The sequence below is a fragment of the Bosea sp. OAE506 genome (assembly GCF_040546595.1).
Lineage (GTDB): Bacteria > Pseudomonadota > Alphaproteobacteria > Rhizobiales > Beijerinckiaceae > Allobosea.
This window is the reverse complement of the sequence record NZ_JBEPOB010000001.1, coordinates 2,567,496-2,584,056: the sequence shown is the minus strand read 5'-3', so window position 1 is coordinate 2,584,056 and position 16,561 is coordinate 2,567,496. Positions and strand designations below refer to the sequence as shown.

Here is a 16,561-nt window from a genome sequence, read left to right as displayed (position 1 = left end):
TGGTGATCCCTGATGAGGTCTTAGAAGCCGGCGACGTCGGTCACCAGGCGGGCGAGCCGCTCTGCGGCGTCGGGAATGCCGGCGCTCTTCGCGCTCTCGGCCATCACCGTCAAGTGCGACGGCTGGCCAAGCAGGCCGGAGAGTTCGTCGGCGAGCCGGCGCGGCGTGAAATCGGGCTGCAGGATGCGCAGCGCCCCGCCCGCCTGGGCGAGCAAGGCGGCGTTGGCGGCCTGGTCCTGGTCGAGTGCGCCGGGCAGCGGCACGAGGATCGCTGGCCGCCCGATCACCGTCAGTTCCGCCACCGTCGACGCACCCGAGCGCCCGACGACGAGGTGGGCCTGCGCCATCCGGGCCGGCAGATCCTTGAAGAAGGGCGCGACGTCGCAGCGGACGCCGAGCTCGCCATAGATGCCGGCGACCCGCTCGTGATCCTCGCTGCGCGCCTGCTGGGTGATGAACAGCCGCGCCCGCTCCGCCGGCGTCAGAAGCTGGATCGCGGGCGGCACGATGTCTGCCATGACCCGTGCCCCCTGGCTGCCGCCGAAGACGAGCAGGTTGAAGGCACCCTCCCCCGGCCAGCCATAGGGCGAGACAGCGGCAATCACGGCCGGGCGCACCGGGTTGCCGACATGGCGGCATTTGGCCTGCGCCCCGGGAGACAGGCCGCCGACCTCGGAAAACCCGGTACCGATCGCGTCGACCCAGCGCGAAAGAAAGCGGTTGGCCCGGCCGACCACGGCGTTCTGCTCGTGGATCAGCGTCTTGACCCCGGCGAGCGCCGCGCCCAGCACCGGCGGCACCGTCGGATAGCCGCCGAAGCCGACGAGGATCGCAGGACGCGTCTCGCGCACCGCCCGGCGGGCCAGATGCACGCCCCTGGCGATGTCGAGCGCGCCGCGCAGCTTGCCACTGATCGAGCGGCCGGACGGCGTCGCCGACGGCACGGGAATGACGGCATCGGCCGGGAAGTCGCCGGCGAACCCCGCGCCGCGCGGGTCGGTCATCAGCACGACCCGCACGCCTTGCGCCCGCAGCACATGGCTCAGCGCCTCGGCGGGGAAGAGATGGCCGCCGGTGCCCCCGGCAGCCAGCATCACGAGCTTGCCCTGTGCCATCAGCCCGGCCTCAGCGCCTGTAGGAGCCGAAATCGACGGCGCGTGGCCGCTTGCGCGTCAGGGCCAGCAGGAACCCGGTCCCGATCGCCAGCGAGATCAGCGACGAGCCGCCATAGGAGATGAAGGGCAGCGTCATGCCCTTGGCCGGCATCATGTGCAGGTTGACCATCATGTTGATCGCAGCCTGGATGCCGAAGAGCAGAGCAAGCCCCGTCACGGCGAGGCGGATGAAGGGGTCCTCGGCCTTCTGCGCCACGAACAGCGCCCGCAGCACGATCAGCGCAAACAGCATCACCAGCAGGATGCAGACGACGATGCCGAACTCCTCCGCTGTCACGGCGAAGATGAAGTCGGTATGCGCGTCGGGCAGGATGCGCTTGACCGTTCCCTCGCCCGGCCCCTTACCGAGCCAGCCACCCTGGGCGAAGCTCTCCAGCGCGGTGTCGATCTGGAAGGTGTCGCCCGAGCCCTTGTCCATGAAGCGCTCGATGCGGGCGCGCACATGCGGCACGAGCTGGTAGGCGATCAGGATGCCCACCGCGCCGGCGCCGCCGAGGCCCAGCACCCAGAACCAGTGCAGCCCGGCGACGAAGAACAGCCCGGCCCAGACCAGGGTGACGAGCATGGTCTGTCCGAAATCGGGCTGGAGCACGAGCGGCGCGATCGTCGCCGGCAGCAGCAGGAAGGCGATCCAGGTGCCCGGCAGGTCGGGACGCCGCGTGCCCTCGGCGAAGGCCCAGGCGGCCAGCACGACGAAGGCGGGCTTGAGGAATTCGGAGGGCTGGACCGAGCCGATCGGCCCCAATGTCAGCCAGCGCCGCGCACCCTTGACCTCGACGCCGAGATAGAGCGTCGCCACCACCATCGCGAGCGAGACGGTGAAGAGCAGCAGCGCCAGGCGCCGGACCTGGCGCGGCGTCAGGAAGGAGACGCCGACGAAAATCGTCAGCGCCACCGTGAGATAGGCCGCCTGGCGGTTGACGAAATGGAAGGTGGAGAGGCCCAGCCGCTCGGCGACGGGCGGCCCGCCGGCCATCAGCAGCACGACGCCCGAGACCATGAGCGCGACGAGCGCGCTCAGGATGACGCGGTCGATCGACCACCACCAGCGGCCGCTGAGAGAAGGTTCGGCGCGCGAGACCATGACGGGGCTCCAGAGCAGGCGTGGAGCGGCACAAGGCTCCGCTCCCAATCCGAATCACTCTGTCAACAAAGGGTTAACGGAATGATTCCGAAGCCCCGCATGCCAGCGCTATTGCAGGTCGCCGAAGGCCCGCTGCAAACGCTCCACCGCCTCGGCCACCGAGGCCCGCGGCGTCGCGAGGTTGAAGCGCAGGAAAGATGCGCCGCCCTTGCCGAAGCTCGGCCCGTGATTGGCGGCGATCCGCGCCTGCTTCTCGACGCGGGCCGTGAATTCGGGGGTTGCCATGCCGGTGCCGGCGAAGTCGATCCAGGCGAGATAGGTCGCCTCGAGCGGCAGCGCCCGCACGCCGGGGATGGCGCTCACACCCTCCTCGAAGAGCCGGCGGTTGCCATCGAGATAGGCCACCAGCGCATCGACCCACTCCGCCCCCTCGGGGCTGTAGGCTGCCGTCGCCATCATCATGCCGAACGAATTCGGCGAAACGCCAGCGGCGTTGATCGCAGCCGCCAGCGGCGCCCGCAGCGCCTTGTCCGGGACGATGATGTTGCCGACATGGCAGCCGGCGATGTTGAAGGTCTTGGTGGTGGCGGTCATCATCACCAGCCGATCCATGATCTCCGGCGCGGCCAGCGCCATCACCTGATGCTTGTGGCCGGGCATGACGAGATCGTGGTGGATCTCGTCGGAGACCAGGATCAGGTCGTGGCGGACGCAGAAATCCGCGATCGCGCGCAGCTCCTCTCGCGTCCAGACCCGGCCGCCCGGATTGTGGGGCGAGCACAGCATCAGCATGCGCTCCTTGCCGGTCATCATCGCGTCCCAGCCGGCGATGTCGAGGACATAGCGGTCGTTCTCGATGGCGAGCGGGCATTCGACGACCTGCCGGCCCGCCGCGGAGATGACGCGGGCGAAGGCGTGATAGACCGGCGTCATTAGCACGACGCCGTCACCGGGCTTCGTATAGGCGGCGACGCAGAGCGCCGTGCCGTTGACGAGCCCGTTCACGGTGAAGATCGAGGCCAGCTCGACCTCCCAGCCATGACGCGTCTGCATCCACCAGCGGATCGAGTCGTGATTGGCCTTGGTGTCGCCGAAATAGCCGTAGAGCCCGTGCGAGGCCATGCCCTCGAGCGCCCCCTGGACGCAGGACGGCGGCCGGAAATCCATGTCGGCGACCCACATGGCGATGCCGTCTGACGCGGGCACGCCGTAGATCGGCTCCATCATGTCCCATTTGGAGGAATGGGTGCCGCGGCGGTCGATCCGCTCGTCAAAATTCGGGGCGCTGCTCATTGTCTGTCCTCGTTCGCTCGGCGGGTCCGGCGCGCCGGGCTCGCTCAGCAGCCATGTCGCGTTGCGGGCCTCGAGGCCAGTCCCGCTGCGGATGGCCGTCATGCCGCAGCGGTAAAGCCGGCGTCCCGATCCTAGACGTTTCCCGGAGGCTGGAAGCCCGGCAGCGCCTTCACCAGCGCCCGGAACGCATCGCCGCGTACCTCGAAATTCGGGAACTGGTCGAAGGAGGCACAGGCCGGCGAGAGCAGCACGGCGATGTCGCCGCGGCCCGGATGGGCCAGCGCATCGCGCGCAGCGTTCGCCAGCGCGACATCGAGCGTGCCGCTGCGCTCGTAAGCGACGCGCCTGTCGTCGTCGAAGGTCGCGGCGAAAAGATCGCTCGCCGCGCCGATCAGATAGGCCCGGGCGATGTTGGGGAAGTAGCGGCGCAGGGATTCGATGCCGCCCTCCTTCGCCTTGCCACCGAGGATCCAGAAGATGTCGCGGAAGGAGGTCAGCGCCTTCTCGGTCGAATCTGCATTGGTCGCCTTGGAATCGTTGATGAAGACGACCCGGCCGATCCGGCCGATCTCCTCCATGCGATGCGCCAGACCGGGATAGCTGGCCAAGCCCGCCGCGATCTGCTCGGCCGTGAGCCCCAGCGCGAAGCAGGCGGCGAACGCAGCCGCTGCGTTCTGCGCGTTGTGCGAGCCCCGCAGCGAGCCGATGCCGGCGAGATTGGCGACGATGCGGGGCTTGCCGTCGAGCACCTGGACGATCCGCGTCTCCAGCGTGCCGGCATTGGCGGTCACGCCGGCGAAGACGCCGTCGTCGAGCGGCTGCTCGCCGCTGATCTTGACCAGCTTGCGGCCGGACGCCGCGCGCCGCCGCGCCATCTGCTTGGACGGCTCGTCGTCGACGCCGATGACGGCGACGTCCGCGGCGGAGACCAGACGCTCCTTTATCGCCCCATACGCCTCGAAGGTGCCGTGCCGGTCGAGATGATCCGGCGTCAGGTTCATCTGGATGCCGACGCTCGGCGCCAGCGAAGGCGCAAGGTCGATCTGGTAGCTCGAACACTCGATGACATGGACGCGGCTCGCCGAAGGCGGCTCCAGCGCCAGCACGGCCGTGCCGATATTGCCGCCCATCTGCACGTCGCGGCCAGCCTGGCGCAGCACATGCGCGACCAGCGCCGTGGTCGTCGACTTTCCGTTGGTGCCGGTGATGCAGACGACAGGGGCAGCCGGCTCCGTCGCCATGCGCTGCCGGAAGAACAGCTCGACATCGCCGATGATCTCGACACCAGCCGCCTTCGCCTTGGCGACCGTCCAGTGCGGGACGGGATGGGTCAGCGGCACGCCGGGCGCGAGGATGAAGCTGTCGAAGGCCGACCAGTCCGCCGTCGCCAGATCGACCACGGCGATCCCCTCGCCCGCCGCGCGGTCGCGGCTGGCGGGATTGTCGTCGAAGGCCTCGACCTGGGCCCCTCCGGCGATCAGCGCCCGCGCCGTGGCGAGCCCGGAACCACCGAGGCCGAACAGCGCGACGCGCCGGCCCGCGAAACAGGTGACCGGCGTCATCTCAGCGCAGCTTCAGTGTCGACAGGCCGATCAGGGCCAGCACCACGGAGATGATCCAAAAGCGGATCACCACCTGCGGCTCGGTCCAGCCCAGCTTCTCGAAATGGTGGTGGATCGGCGCCATCAGGAAGACGCGCTTGCCGGTGCGCTTGTAAACGAAGACCTGGATGATGACGGAGAGCGCCTCGATCACGAAGAGGCCGCCGACGATCGCCAGCACGATCTCATGCTTGGTGGCCACCGCCACCACGCCGAGCAGGCCCCCGAGGCCAAGCGAGCCGGTGTCGCCCATGAAGATCTGGGCCGGCGGCGCATTGAACCAGAGGAAGCCGATGCCCGCGCCGATCATCGCGCCGCAGATCACGGCGAGTTCGCCGGCGCCGGGCACATGGTGGATCTGCAGGTAGTTGGCGAAGATCGCGTTGCCGGCGAGATAGGAGATGAAGCCGAAGGTCGCCGCCGCGATCATCACCGGCACGATCGCCAGCCCGTCGAGCCCGTCGGTCAGGTTCACCGCATTGCCGGCGCCGACCACGACGAAGGCCGTGACGAGCGGGAAAAAGATTCCGAGCGGGATGATGAGTTCCTTGAGGAAGGGCATCGCGAAGCCAGATGCGATCGCCGGCGGCCCGAGCTGCATCACGCCCCAGCACGCGAAGAGCGCGATCGCCATCTCGAGGGCGAGCCGCGCCTTGCCCGAAAAGCCCTTATGCGACTGCTTCGTCACCTTGAGATAGTCGTCGTAGAAGCCGATGGCGCCGTAGCTCACCGTCACGCCGAGCACGATCCAGACATAGGGGTTGCGCAGATTGCCCCAGAGCAGCGTTGCCACCAGCAGGCCGCCCAGGATCATCAGCCCGCCCATGGTCGGCGTGCCGCGCTTGGCGAGATGCGTCTGCGGCCCGTCGGTGCGGATCGGCTGGCCCTTGCCCTGCTTGATCCGCAGCCACGAGATCGCGGCGGGTCCGAAGAAGAAGACCACGAGGAGCGCCGTCGCCGTGGCGCCGCCGGCCCGGAAGGTGATGTACCGGAACACGTTGAGGACGGGGAATGTCCCGGAGAAGTCGGCGAGCCAGACGAGCATCGTTGTTTCGGTCTCTTGTTCTAGTCTTCGGCCGACAGGGTGGGGAAGCGGGTCGTCAGCGCCTTGACGATCGGCCCCATGCGCGAACCGAGCGAACCCTTGACCATCACCACGTCGCCGGCCCGCACGGCATCGAGCACGAGCGGCTCGAGCCCGCTCGCCTGCGCGGCATAAGCCCCCCGCAGGGTCGAAGGCAAGCTGTCATAGAGCCCGCGCATCAGCGGACCGCAGGCGAAGACGCTGTCGATGCCGTTGGCGGTGATCGCCGGGCCGAGCCCCTTGTGGAGGTCAGGACCGGTCGGCCCCAGCTCCAGCATGTCGCCGAGCACGGCGATGCGCCGGCCGCGCCCCGCGACCGGAATGCGCCCGAGATTCTCGATCGCCGCCTTCACCGAGGCCGGATTGCCGTTGTAGCTCTCGTCGATCAGCGTGAAGGCACCTCCGGGGGCCTCCAGCCGCTGCTGGGCCCCGCGCCCGGCGGGCGGGCGCAGATCGCCCAGCGCCAGCGCCGCCAGCGCGATGTCGGCCCCGACGGCCTTCACCGCCGCCAGAACCGCGAGGGAATTCAGCACGATATGCTTGCCGGGGCTGCCGAGCCGGTAGGTGATCGGCTGCCCCATCACCACCGCATCGACCGTCGAGACGTCCGAGCGCAGCGCGCAGGAGACGAGCCGGACATCGGCATCCGCGCTTTCGCCGAAGCGGATGACCTCGCCGGCCGGGCCGGCCCGGGCGATGCGCTCCAGCAGATCAGCCTGCGGGATGTCGGCGTTTAGGATCGCGGTGCCCCCGGGCTCCAGCTCCCAGAACACCCCTGCCTTCTCCTCGGCGATCCCCTCCAGCGAGGCGAAGGCTTCGAGATGAACGGGTTGGATCGTCGTGATGATCGAGACCTGCGGGCGCACCAGTCGCGCCAGCGGCAGGATCTCGCCGGGATGGTTCATGCCAATCTCGTACACGGCATAGGCGACGTCCCGGGGCGTCCGGCACAGGGTCAGCGGCACGCCCCAGTGATTGTTGTAGGAGGCGACGGGCGCATGCGTCTTGCCCTGGCGCGACAGGATGAGCCGCAGCGCCTCCTTGGTGCCGGTCTTGCCGACCGAGCCCGTGACGGCGAGCACGCCGGCCTTCAGCTCCGCGCGGCGGACGCTGCCGGCCCGCTCCATCGCCTTCAGCACGTCGGGCACGATGGCGAGCGCCCCCTTGCCGGCGAACTGGGCTGCATGTGCCTCGTCCACCACGACGAGCGCAGCGCCCTTCTCCAGGGCGGTTGCCACGAAATCATGCCCGTTGCGCGCCTCGCCGGTGATGGCGAAGAAAGCGTCGCCCGGCTCCAGCGTGCGGGTGTCGATCGAGATGCCGGAGATGGCTGCCGGCACAGGGCCTTCGGCCCGCGCGCCCAGCGCCGCGACCAGTTCGTCTCCGCTCCAGAGAGGGGCGCTCATCCTGCGATCTCCGCGATAGCCGTCCGCACCACGTCCTGGTCGGAAAAGGGAAAGGTCCGGTCGCCGATGATCTGGCCGGTTTCATGGCCCTTTCCGGCCACCACCAGAACATCGCCGGGCGCGAGCATGGCGACGCCGGCGCGGATCGCCTCCGCCCGGTCGCCGATCTCGCGCAGCTTCGGCGAGGCCGCCATCACCTGCGCGCGGATCGCGGCCGGGTCCTCGCTGCGCGGATTGTCGTCGGTGACGATGGCGATGTCGGCCTTCTCGGCGGCGATGGCGCCCATCACCGGGCGCTTGCCGGTGTCGCGGTCGCCGCCGCAGCCGAAGACGCAGATCAGGCGCCCGGTCGCATAGCCTCGCAGGGTCGAGAGCACAGCTGCCAGCGCATCGGGCTTGTGGGCGTAATCCACGACCACCAGACCGCCCTTCGGCTCGCCGACGCGCTCCAGCCGCCCCGCCACGCCGGTCAGCCCCGCGATCGCCTGCAGCGCGCGCTCGGTGTCGTCGCCGGTCGCAATGGCGAGCGCGGCGGCTACCAGCGCGTTGCCGGCCATGAAGTCGCCGACCAGCGGCAGCGTCACCCGATGCTCGCGTCCATCGACCGACACGGTGAGCTTTTGCGAGAAGCCGTCGCGGGCGCTCGCCACCAGCCGGATCGTCTCGCCCTTGCGGCCGATGCCGACGAGCCGGTGCCCGGCGGCCAGGGCCGCATCCGCGGCTTCCTGCGCAAAAGGCTCGTCGCGGTTGATCACGACCGGGGCGCCCTTCGGCAAGAGCGACCAGAGCCGCAGCTTGGCGGCGAGGTAGTCGGCCACCGTCGGGTGATAGTCGAGATGGTCGCGCCCCAGATTCAGAAAGGCGCCCGCCGCCAGCCTGACGCCGTCGAGCCGGTGCTGGTCGAGCCCGTGCGAGGAGGCTTCCATGGCGAGATGGGTCACGCCCTCCCCGGCCAGCCGGTCGAGCGAGGCGTGCAGCGAGAGCGGGTCCGGCGTCGTCAGCGAGCCGTAATCGGCGCCCTTGGCGGTGACGATGCCGATGGTGCCGAGGCTCGCCGCCTCGTGACCCAGCGACTGGAAGATCTGCCGGGTGAAATCGGCAACCGAGGATTTGCCGCTGGTGCCGGTGATCGCCACGATCGTGCCCGGCTGGCGGGGATGGACCTGCGCGGCGGCCAGCGAGAGCGCCAGGCGCGGCTCGGCGACCTCGGCGAAGGCGACGGCCGGATCGAGCCCATCCGGGCGTGGCCCGCCCGAGACCACCGCGACGGCGCCTTTGCCGACGGCGTCCTGAATAAAACGCGCGCCGTCCGCCTTGGCGCCGGCGAGCGCGACGAAGACCTCGCCCGGCCGCACCTTGCGGCTGTCGAAGGCGACGCCCGCGACCTCGCGCGAGGCATCCGCAGGGAAGGCTCCCGGAAACAGGCGGCCGAGGCTGAAGGCTTCTGTCATGATCGCTCGCTAGCGTGGAGCCCGGCCTGCGGCAAGCGTCAGCGCGTGCCCCAGGCCCCCAGCCGCGCCATCAGCGGGAAGGGCGCGGTCGGCGGCTCGAAGCGCGGCGGCAGGCCGAGGATCGGCGCCGTGCGTTCGATCACCTTGCCGGTGGTGATGCCGGCGTTCCAGGCGGCGGTCGAATAGCCGCCGCTCTCGGCATAGCCCTTCGGCTCGTCATAGATGGCGAGGAAGAGGTAGCGCGGCTTGTCGGAAGGCGCGATCGCCGTGAAGGTCGTGAAGTTGCGGTTCTTGGCGTAGCGGCCATTGATGACCTTCTCGGCCGTGCCGGTCTTGCCGCCGACGAAATAGCCCGCGATGTCGGCCTTGCGGGCCGAGCCCTTCTCGCCATTGAGGCGCATGATGAAGCGCATCGCCTCGGAGGTCTCGGGCTTGATCACCCGCACGCCGCTGCGCTTGGCCTCCTCCTCCGACCGCTTCAGGAAGGTCGGGGTGATCAGGGTGCCGCCATTGACCAGCGCACCGACCGCCGCCATCGCCTGAAGCGGCGCGACGGCGAGGCCGTGGCCGAAGGCAATGGTGGCCGTGTTGATCTCGCCCCATCGCTGCGGGACGATCGGTGCCGCGCTTTCGGGCAGCTCGGTCGTCATCCGGTCGAGCTGCATCATCTTGCGCAGGAAGGCCTTGTGCCCCTCGACGCCGACGGCCAGCGCCATCTTGATCGAGCCCATGTTCGACGAGTGCAGGAAGACCTCGGGCACGGTCAGCGTCCGGCCCGTGCCGTGATACTCCTTGATGACCTGCCGGCCGAACCGCATCATGCCGCCGGCGGTCGAATAGCTCGAATTGATGTTGGCCTTGCCGGAATCCAGCGCCATCGCGATGGTCAGCGCCTTGAAGGTCGAGCCCATCTCGTAGACGCCGACATTCATCCGGTTGATCCGGTCCTTCTCTAGCGCATCGACCGGATTCCCGGGATCGAAATCGGGCAGCGACACCAGCGCGATCATCTCGCCGGTGTTCACATCCATGATCGCGCCGGCCGCGGCGATTGCCTTGTACTTTTCCAGGCCCTTCGAAAGCTCGTCGCGTAGCGCGTGCTGGACGCGCAGGTCGATCGACAGCGTCATGGGCTTGAGATCGGAGGCCTGCGTGGCGAGGCCGGCGCCGTTCAGATCCTGCAGCCCATGCGAGTCGATGTATTTCTCGATGCCGGCGATGCCGACATTGTCGACATTGGCGAAGCCCAGCACATGGGCGGCGGCCGTGCCGTTGGGATAGACGCGCTTGTTCTCGGGCACGAAGCCGACGCCGGGGATGCCGAGGCGGTGCACTTCGGCCTGCTGGCGCGGCGTGATCTCGCGCTTGACCCAAACGAAGCCCTTCTTGGTGGCGAGCTTGTCGCGCAGGTCCTTGGCGTCGAGATCGGGCAGGACGGCGGTCAGCAGCTCAGTCGCCTCGTCCTTGTCGAGGATCTTCCGCGGCTCGGCGAAGACCGAGACCGTGCGGATGTCGGTCGCCAGCACGTCGCCATTGCGGTCGACGATGTCGGGTCGTGCCGCCGAGATCGCGGTCGAGGTGGCGCGGCGCAGGCCGACCTGCTCGTTGCCAACGGTCGCCAGCATCACGAGCCGGCCGGTGATCGCCAGGAACAGCGCCGAGAAGCCGAGGATGACCAGGCCGACGCGCGGCTGGCTCTTCTCGCCGCTCATCCGGAAGACGTCACGGAGGGCGCCGAAACGGCGCGGCGGGGTGGCCTCCGGCGCGTGTTCGACGGTGTGGGTCGGAGTCTCGCTCATGGACGGCCTCCCGGCGTGGTCGCGCTCGGCTTGCGGTCGCGTGGCGTCTCCGTCGGCACGCCGAGGCCGAGATCTTCGAGCTTGCGGCCGATGGCGTCGACCTTCGGGCCGCGATTGGGGACGTCCGACATGCGCACGACCTGCGTCACCGAGAAGGGCTGCAGGTCGAGATGGCGGTCGGCCAGCGCCTGCAGGCGGTCCGGGCGGTTGAGATACTGCCACTCGGCCTTGAGCACGGCGATGGCATCGCGCTCGCGCTGCGCCTTCATCCGGATCTTCTGGAGTTGCTCGGCCTCCAGCGTGGTCTCGTACTTGATCGTGTAGGCGTAGAAGGCCGAGGAGACGAGCGCGCCGATGGCGACGAGATGGAGCAGCTTGATCATGCGCGGGGCCTCCGGCGGGGCTGCGGCTCGGGCAGGCCGGCGAGCGCGACGAGATCGGGATCGGCCGGGCGCGGCGGCGCCTCGTTGCGGGCGGCGGCACGCAGCTTGGCCGAGCGGGCGCGCGGATTGAGCCGCATCTCGGCCTCCGACGGCGCGACCGGCCCGCGGCTGACGAGGGTGAAGGTCGGCTGCGCCGCCATCACCACCGGCGCGTGGCGGGAGCCTGCCGGGGCGCGCCCGGAGCGCTCGGCCAGGAACTGCTTGACGATGCGATCTTCCAGCGAGTGGAAGGTGACGACGACCAGCCGTCCTTCCGGCGCCAGAACCTCTTCCGCCGCATGCAGCGCACGCACGAGCTCGCCGAGTTCGTCATTGACTGCGATGCGCAGCGCCTGGAACACCCGCGTCGCGGCATGTGGCCCGCCCGGCTCCGCCCAGACGATGCTGGCGACGAGGTCGGCGAGCTGTTTCGTCGTCTCGATGGGCGCTTTGCGCCGCGCCTCGATGATCGCGCGGGCGACGGCGCGGGACCGACGCTCCTCGCCGTAGTGATAGAAGATGTCGGCGAGAACGCCCTCCTCCGCCTCGTTGACGAGGTCGGCGGCGCTGCGGCCGTCGCGGCCCATGCGCATGTCGAGCGGCCCGTCGAAGCGGAACGAGAAGCCCCGCTCCGCCTGGTCGATCTGCATGGAGGAAACGCCGATATCGAGCACGATGCCGTCGAGCGGCACGCGGTCGAAGCGCTGCGCCTCCTCGGCGAGTTCGCTGAAGCGGGCCTGCGCCAGCGTCAGCCGCCCGGCCATCTCGGACACCAGCCCTGCGCCGCCGGTGATGGCGGTCGGGTCGCGGTCGAGTGCCAGCAGGCTCGCATCGGGCGCAGCCTCGAGGATCGCGCGGGCATAGCCGCCGGCCCCGAAGGTGCCGTCGAGATAGCGCCCGCCCGGCTTCGGCGCGAGCGCGCTCAAAACCTCGGCGAGCAGCACGGGGATATGGGGCGCGGCCCCGTCCACCTCGGCGGCGGACTGGCCCGCTCGGCTCTTGATGCGGCCCGACATTAACCCGCCGATCCGCTGGCTGGCGGCGGCACGCTCAGCGCGCGCTTGACGTCGCGCAGCTTCGCCTTCGCCGCATCGAGATGCGCCTGGAACCGCGCCGGTTCCCAGATCTGGAATTTGTGGCCATGCCCGACGAAGGTCACGATGTCGGTGATCCCGGTATGGGCGCGCAGCGCCTCGCTCAGCATGATGCGCCCCTCCGGATCGACCCTCAGCACCTCCGAGGTGCCGTTGAGCGCCGTCGACAGCGATTCCCACTCCTCCGAGAAGGGCGAGAAGCGCGCCAGAATGTCGTCGATCGTCTTGCGCAAGGCGTGACCACCGGCATCGAAGGCCGCCAGATCGAGCGCCGGATGGACGTAGAGCCCCTCGTAGCCGTCCTTGGCCAGCACGGCGCGGAAGCTCGACGGGATCGAGACGCGGCCCTTGGCATCCAGCCGGTTGGTGAAATTCGAGACGAAGCGGTCCGTCAACGCCGCCTCCCGGCCTGCTCCCCGGCTGGCCGCTCGCCCGCGAAAGCTGCGGGGCGGTAGCCTCCCGTCGAAGCAGGCAAGGCGCCGCGATTGACCAGTTTCCGCGCGGCACACGGACCCTGATCTGTTGGCTGCCTGCCGGCTTCGACGGGATGATTTGGGATAGCATGGGCCTGCATGGGCGTCAACGGAATCGCGCCCGCGCAGACGCCGCTGCATGGGCTGTTCGTCATCACAGCCCGTTAAGGTTAAGTATCCGTAACCACGCGCGATTCCGTGCCTGCGACGGCTGGCGCGGCCGCTGCAGTCCCTGAAAACACCCCCAAAAATTATCCTGGGATCAGTCCGGGTCGCTCGCGGCGAGCAGGGTTGCACGCAGCACGGCGAGATCCATAAGCAGCCGCCCATCCGGCGGAAGGGCCGCGCCGATCGCCTGGCCCATGGCCTCGGGCACGCAGGCCCCCTTCTCGCGCAACCCCTCCCCCGCCTCCGTGAGATAGAGCAACACCTGGCGCTCGTCGCTGCGGTCGCGCTCGCGCCGGATCAGCCCGGCCGCCTCCAGCCGCTTGAGCAGCGGCGTCAGCGTTCCGGAATCGAGCGACAGCCGCTCGCCCAGCGCCTTCACGGTGAGCCCGTCACCTTCCCACAGCACCAGCATGACCAGATATTGCGGATAGGTGAGCCCGGTTTCCGCCAGCACCGAGCGATACATCCGCGTGAAGGCCTGGCCCGTCCGGTAGACGGCGAAGCAGAGCTGCTCTTCCAGCCTCGGAGTGGCCCGACCGGGAACCTTTTTCGACATGATCGCTTCCCTATCCGCCCCTCGCGCCCGATCCGGGCTCGTGCCGCAGCGAAGAACCAGCATCCGCCAGCTCAAACAACTCGGCGTGAGCTGATCCGGTTCAATCGTTGACAATTCAATTGTGCACGATATAAATCGACCCCGCAAGATCATCCGGTCGTGGACGGGGATGGCCCCGGCGGCCTACCAACGAAGGAGTTCGCCATGAAGGTTCTTTACACCGCTCACGGTTCCGCCACCGGCGGCCGCGAAGGCAAGGCCGCGACCGACAGCGGCAACGTCACCGTCGTCCTCAACACCCCGAAGGAGCTCGGCGGCGGCGGCGGCGAGGGCACCAATCCCGAGCAGCTTTTCTCGATGGGCTATTCGGCCTGCTTCCTCGGCGCGCTAAAATTCGTTGCCGGCAAGGAGAAGGTGAAAATTCCCGACGATGCGAAGGTCAGCGCCGATGTCGGCATCGGCCCGCGCGATGACGGCGCCGGCTTCGGCCTGGCCGTGACGCTCACCGTCTCGGTGCCGGGCGTCGACAAGGCCGTGGTCGAGGACCTCGTCCAGAAGGCCCATGTCGTGTGCCCCTACTCGCACGCGACCAAGGGCAACATCGAGGTCGACCTCAAGGTGGCGTGACGCCGACGGGGCCTGTTTTCAAGGCCTTGGGATGCCCGAGACCGGTCGAAGATTCGCTCCGGTGAGGCAGCTGGCGTGGCTTTCGAGAACCGGAGCGGAGCGGACGTCGGTCCGTGAGCACCGGAAGCGCAGAAAGCCGCGTCAGATGCCTGCCGGAGTAGAATATCCGGCGGTTGAGGTGCCAGTCGGCCTGTAAGCCGGGTTTTGGATGGCCGGGAGATCGCTCCCCCGGCGTGACGGCCATTCCTCTGGGACGCGCATTGCTGCGCGCCTCGAGCAACCAACCCGGACGACAAGGCCCGGAAAAGGCCCCTTCCCGCTTGCGCGAGAAGCATCGTCCCTATTCGGTTTTGCTCCCGGTGGGGCTTGCCATGCCGTCCCCGTTGCCGGGTCCGCGGTGCGCTCTTACCGCACCTTTTCACCCTTACCGCGCGCCGAAGCGCGAGGCGGTTCGATCTCTGTGGCGCTTTCCCTGGGGTCGCCCCCGCCGGACGTTATCCGGCACCGTTTTTCCGTGGAGCCCGGACTTTCCTCCCTTGCGAACAAGAGCGGCCGTCCGGCCGACTGGCGGGAGGGCTAGTGCGCGCTCCCAGGGCCTGCGTCAAGGCGATGCGGCGCGAAGGCGCGGCACGCGTCAGTTGCTGGCGGTGATCGTCCGCACCTTGGCGCAGTAAGTGCGGTTGGCGCCGCTCATGCGCGTGGCCATGTGGCCGCTCTGATATTTCATGATGGTGCGGCAGGTGTCGCCGCCGGCCGCGCGGTAGGCCAGCGCGAGATATTTCATCGCGTAGCGGGCATTTGTCTCGGCATCGAGCAGGCCACCGGCACCGCCGGAATAGCCCATGCCCCGCGCCGTCTGATGACGGATCTGCATCAGGCCATAATTGCCGGCATGGGCGACACGCGGATTGTAGCGGCTCTCGACCCGCACGATCGCATCCGCCAGCGAGAACGGCACGCCATTGGCGGCGGCATGGCGCGCGACCAGCGCCTTCAGCCCCTCGGACCCGGCCGGCGCGGCCAGCGCAGCGCGCACCGGCTTGGCCTTCTTTTCGTCGGCGCTCTCCGAACGCGCGGTGTCCGTCTCCGGCTTGGCTTCGCCCGTCGCTTCCGCCGCCTTCTCCCGCTGGATCTCGGCTTCCCGGACGATGAACGCACGGGCGTCCGTCTCGTCATTGACCTGGGCCTGGGCCGGCTGAAGCGATGCGAGGCAAATCGCGACGACGGCTAGAGCGCCGCTGGAGGTATACCGCATGATCGACTGAACCTTTGCTGCCGCCTATTGGCTGGAAGGCGCAGTCCAGTGATCAGTAAATGTGACGAGAATCTGTTCCACGATTCGCAAAAACGCTCGATTTACCCCCTTCCGGAGCCGATTTACGGAGTCTTACTGACAAGTATTGATCATGTAAAAGCCCCACCTCGACACTTCGGGGTCGCGAGCCGGCTGTGTATTGGCGCGGGCCCGGCACTTTCTGCCCGATTTTCGCCATAATTACGGTTTGCGACCGGATAATGCGGCGAGTCGGGCTCATGCCGGGGCTGTCGGCGCAGTCGCGTTCTGGTTATGGTCGCGCCGTCACCACTGCGCCGGAGTCGCCTGCACCATGGTTTCGTCTTTCTGGGGGGCGCTCGGCGGCGGCGGCCTCGGCCTCGTGCTCGGCGGCCCGCTCGGTGCGCTGCTCGGGGCGCTCGCAGGGCATATGCTGGTCGACCGCGAGGGCGCACCCTTCGGTGCAGCGCCCCGCGAACTCGTCTTCACCACCGGCCTCGTCGCGCTGGCCGCCAAGATGGCCCGCTCGGATGGCGTGGTGACGCGCGACGAGGTCGCCGCCTTCCAGCGGATCGTCACCGTCCCCCCCGAGCAGCAGGCGCGCATCGAGATGCTGTTCGATCTCGCCAAGCAGACCAGCGCCGGTTTTGAGGCCTATGCCGGGCAGATCGCCGAGAGTTTCCGCGACGAGCCGGCCCTGCTCGAGGACGTGCTCGACGGGCTCTTCCTGATTGCCGCAGCCGATGGTGCGATCCACCAGGACGAGCATGCCTATCTGCGCGACGTGGCGACGATCTTCGGCATCGACGATGCCGATTTCGCCCGCATCGAGGCCCGCCATGTCCGCCGCGCCGACGATCCCTATCTCGTGCTGGGCGCCTCGCGCGAGATGTCGGACGACGAGATCAAGCGGCATTACCGCCAGCTTGTCGCCCAGAACCATCCCGATCGCGAGATCGCCCGTGGCCTGCCCGAAGAAGCGGTTGCCATCGCCACCAGGCGCCTGGCTGCGATCAACGCCGCCTGGGACCGGATCGAGCGCGAGCGCGGCCTTC

General features: G+C 68.7%; 14 protein-coding genes, 1 other RNA gene and 1 pseudogene. 2 read left to right on the top strand and 14 right to left on the bottom strand.

What is annotated here, in order from left to right; translation table 11 throughout:
• Window positions 1-20: 20 nt before the first annotated feature.
• The 12 genes from murG to ABIE41_RS12550 all read right to left on the bottom strand — a co-directional run bounded on the left by murG (window position 21) and on the right by ABIE41_RS12550 (window position 13,606).
• Window positions 21-1,115, bottom strand: coding sequence for an undecaprenyldiphospho-muramoylpentapeptide beta-N-acetylglucosaminyltransferase (gene murG, locus ABIE41_RS12605; protein WP_192640758.1), 1,095 nt, complete (start codon window positions 1,113-1,115; stop codon window positions 21-23).
• Between the two features lie 10 nt (window positions 1,116-1,125).
• Window positions 1,126-2,259, bottom strand: coding sequence for an FtsW/RodA/SpoVE family cell cycle protein (locus ABIE41_RS12600; protein WP_192640757.1), 1,134 nt, complete (start codon window positions 2,257-2,259; stop codon window positions 1,126-1,128).
• A gap of 108 nt (window positions 2,260-2,367) precedes the next feature.
• Window positions 2,368-3,552, bottom strand: coding sequence for a MalY/PatB family protein (locus ABIE41_RS12595; RefSeq protein WP_192640756.1), 1,185 nt, complete (start codon window positions 3,550-3,552; stop codon window positions 2,368-2,370).
• 131 nt (window positions 3,553-3,683) lie between these two features.
• Complete coding sequence (gene murD / locus ABIE41_RS12590) at window positions 3,684-5,114, bottom strand: UDP-N-acetylmuramoyl-L-alanine--D-glutamate ligase (RefSeq protein WP_192640755.1); 1,431 nt, start codon at window positions 5,112-5,114, stop codon at window positions 3,684-3,686.
• A gap of 1 nt (window position 5,115) precedes the next feature.
• Window positions 5,116-6,198 carry a phospho-N-acetylmuramoyl-pentapeptide-transferase gene (gene mraY / locus ABIE41_RS12585; RefSeq protein WP_192640754.1) on the bottom strand — a complete coding sequence of 361 codons (1,083 nt, stop codon included), beginning with the start codon at window positions 6,196-6,198 and terminating at the stop codon, window positions 5,116-5,118.
• A 20-nt stretch (window positions 6,199-6,218) separates the two neighbouring features.
• Entirely contained in the window at window positions 6,219-7,643 is a 1,425-nt protein-coding gene (locus ABIE41_RS12580; RefSeq protein ID WP_192640753.1) for a UDP-N-acetylmuramoylalanyl-D-glutamyl-2,6-diaminopimelate--D-alanyl-D-alanine ligase, read from the bottom strand.
• Complete coding sequence (locus ABIE41_RS12575) at window positions 7,640-9,094, bottom strand: UDP-N-acetylmuramoyl-L-alanyl-D-glutamate--2,6-diaminopimelate ligase (RefSeq protein WP_192640752.1); 1,455 nt, start codon at window positions 9,092-9,094, stop codon at window positions 7,640-7,642. The genes ABIE41_RS12580 and ABIE41_RS12575 overlap by 4 nt, the downstream gene beginning before the upstream one ends.
• A gap of 38 nt (window positions 9,095-9,132) precedes the next feature.
• Entirely contained in the window at window positions 9,133-10,893 is a 1,761-nt protein-coding gene (locus tag ABIE41_RS12570) for a peptidoglycan D,D-transpeptidase FtsI family protein (protein WP_192640751.1), read from the bottom strand.
• Window positions 10,890-11,276, bottom strand: coding sequence for a cell division protein FtsL (ftsL, locus tag ABIE41_RS12565; protein ID WP_192640750.1), 387 nt, complete (start codon window positions 11,274-11,276; stop codon window positions 10,890-10,892). The genes ABIE41_RS12570 and ftsL overlap by 4 nt, the downstream gene beginning before the upstream one ends.
• Window positions 11,273-12,331, bottom strand: coding sequence for a 16S rRNA (cytosine(1402)-N(4))-methyltransferase RsmH (gene rsmH, locus ABIE41_RS12560; RefSeq protein WP_192640749.1), 1,059 nt, complete (start codon window positions 12,329-12,331; stop codon window positions 11,273-11,275). The genes ftsL and rsmH overlap by 4 nt, the downstream gene beginning before the upstream one ends.
• Window positions 12,331-12,804, bottom strand: coding sequence for a division/cell wall cluster transcriptional repressor MraZ (locus ABIE41_RS12555; RefSeq protein ID WP_354192114.1), 474 nt, complete (start codon window positions 12,802-12,804; stop codon window positions 12,331-12,333). Before ABIE41_RS12555 ends, rsmH begins: the two co-directional genes overlap by 1 nt.
• 340 nt (window positions 12,805-13,144) lie before the next feature.
• Window positions 13,145-13,606, bottom strand: coding sequence for a MarR family winged helix-turn-helix transcriptional regulator (locus ABIE41_RS12550; protein WP_192640747.1), 462 nt, complete (start codon window positions 13,604-13,606; stop codon window positions 13,145-13,147).
• 204 nt (window positions 13,607-13,810) lie between these two features.
• Between ABIE41_RS12550 and ABIE41_RS12545 the strand changes: the two genes are divergently transcribed.
• Complete coding sequence (locus ABIE41_RS12545) at window positions 13,811-14,233, top strand: organic hydroperoxide resistance protein (RefSeq protein WP_192640746.1); 423 nt, start codon at window positions 13,811-13,813, stop codon at window positions 14,231-14,233.
• 177 nt (window positions 14,234-14,410) lie between these two features.
• Here the strand turns inward: ABIE41_RS12545 and rnpB are convergent.
• An RNA gene (rnpB, locus tag ABIE41_RS12540) (RNase P RNA component class A) lies at window positions 14,411-14,801 on the bottom strand.
• A 66-nt stretch (window positions 14,802-14,867) separates the two neighbouring features.
• A complete protein-coding gene (locus tag ABIE41_RS12535; RefSeq protein WP_192640745.1) occupies window positions 14,868-15,488 on the bottom strand; it encodes a transglycosylase SLT domain-containing protein in 621 nt (206 codons plus the stop codon).
• A 352-nt stretch (window positions 15,489-15,840) separates the two neighbouring features.
• Here ABIE41_RS12535 and ABIE41_RS12530 point away from each other — a divergent pair.
• Window positions 15,841-16,560 (top strand): annotated as a pseudogene (locus ABIE41_RS12530) (TerB family tellurite resistance protein); the annotation flags it as partial.
• Between the last annotated feature and the right edge of the window lies 1 nt (window position 16,561).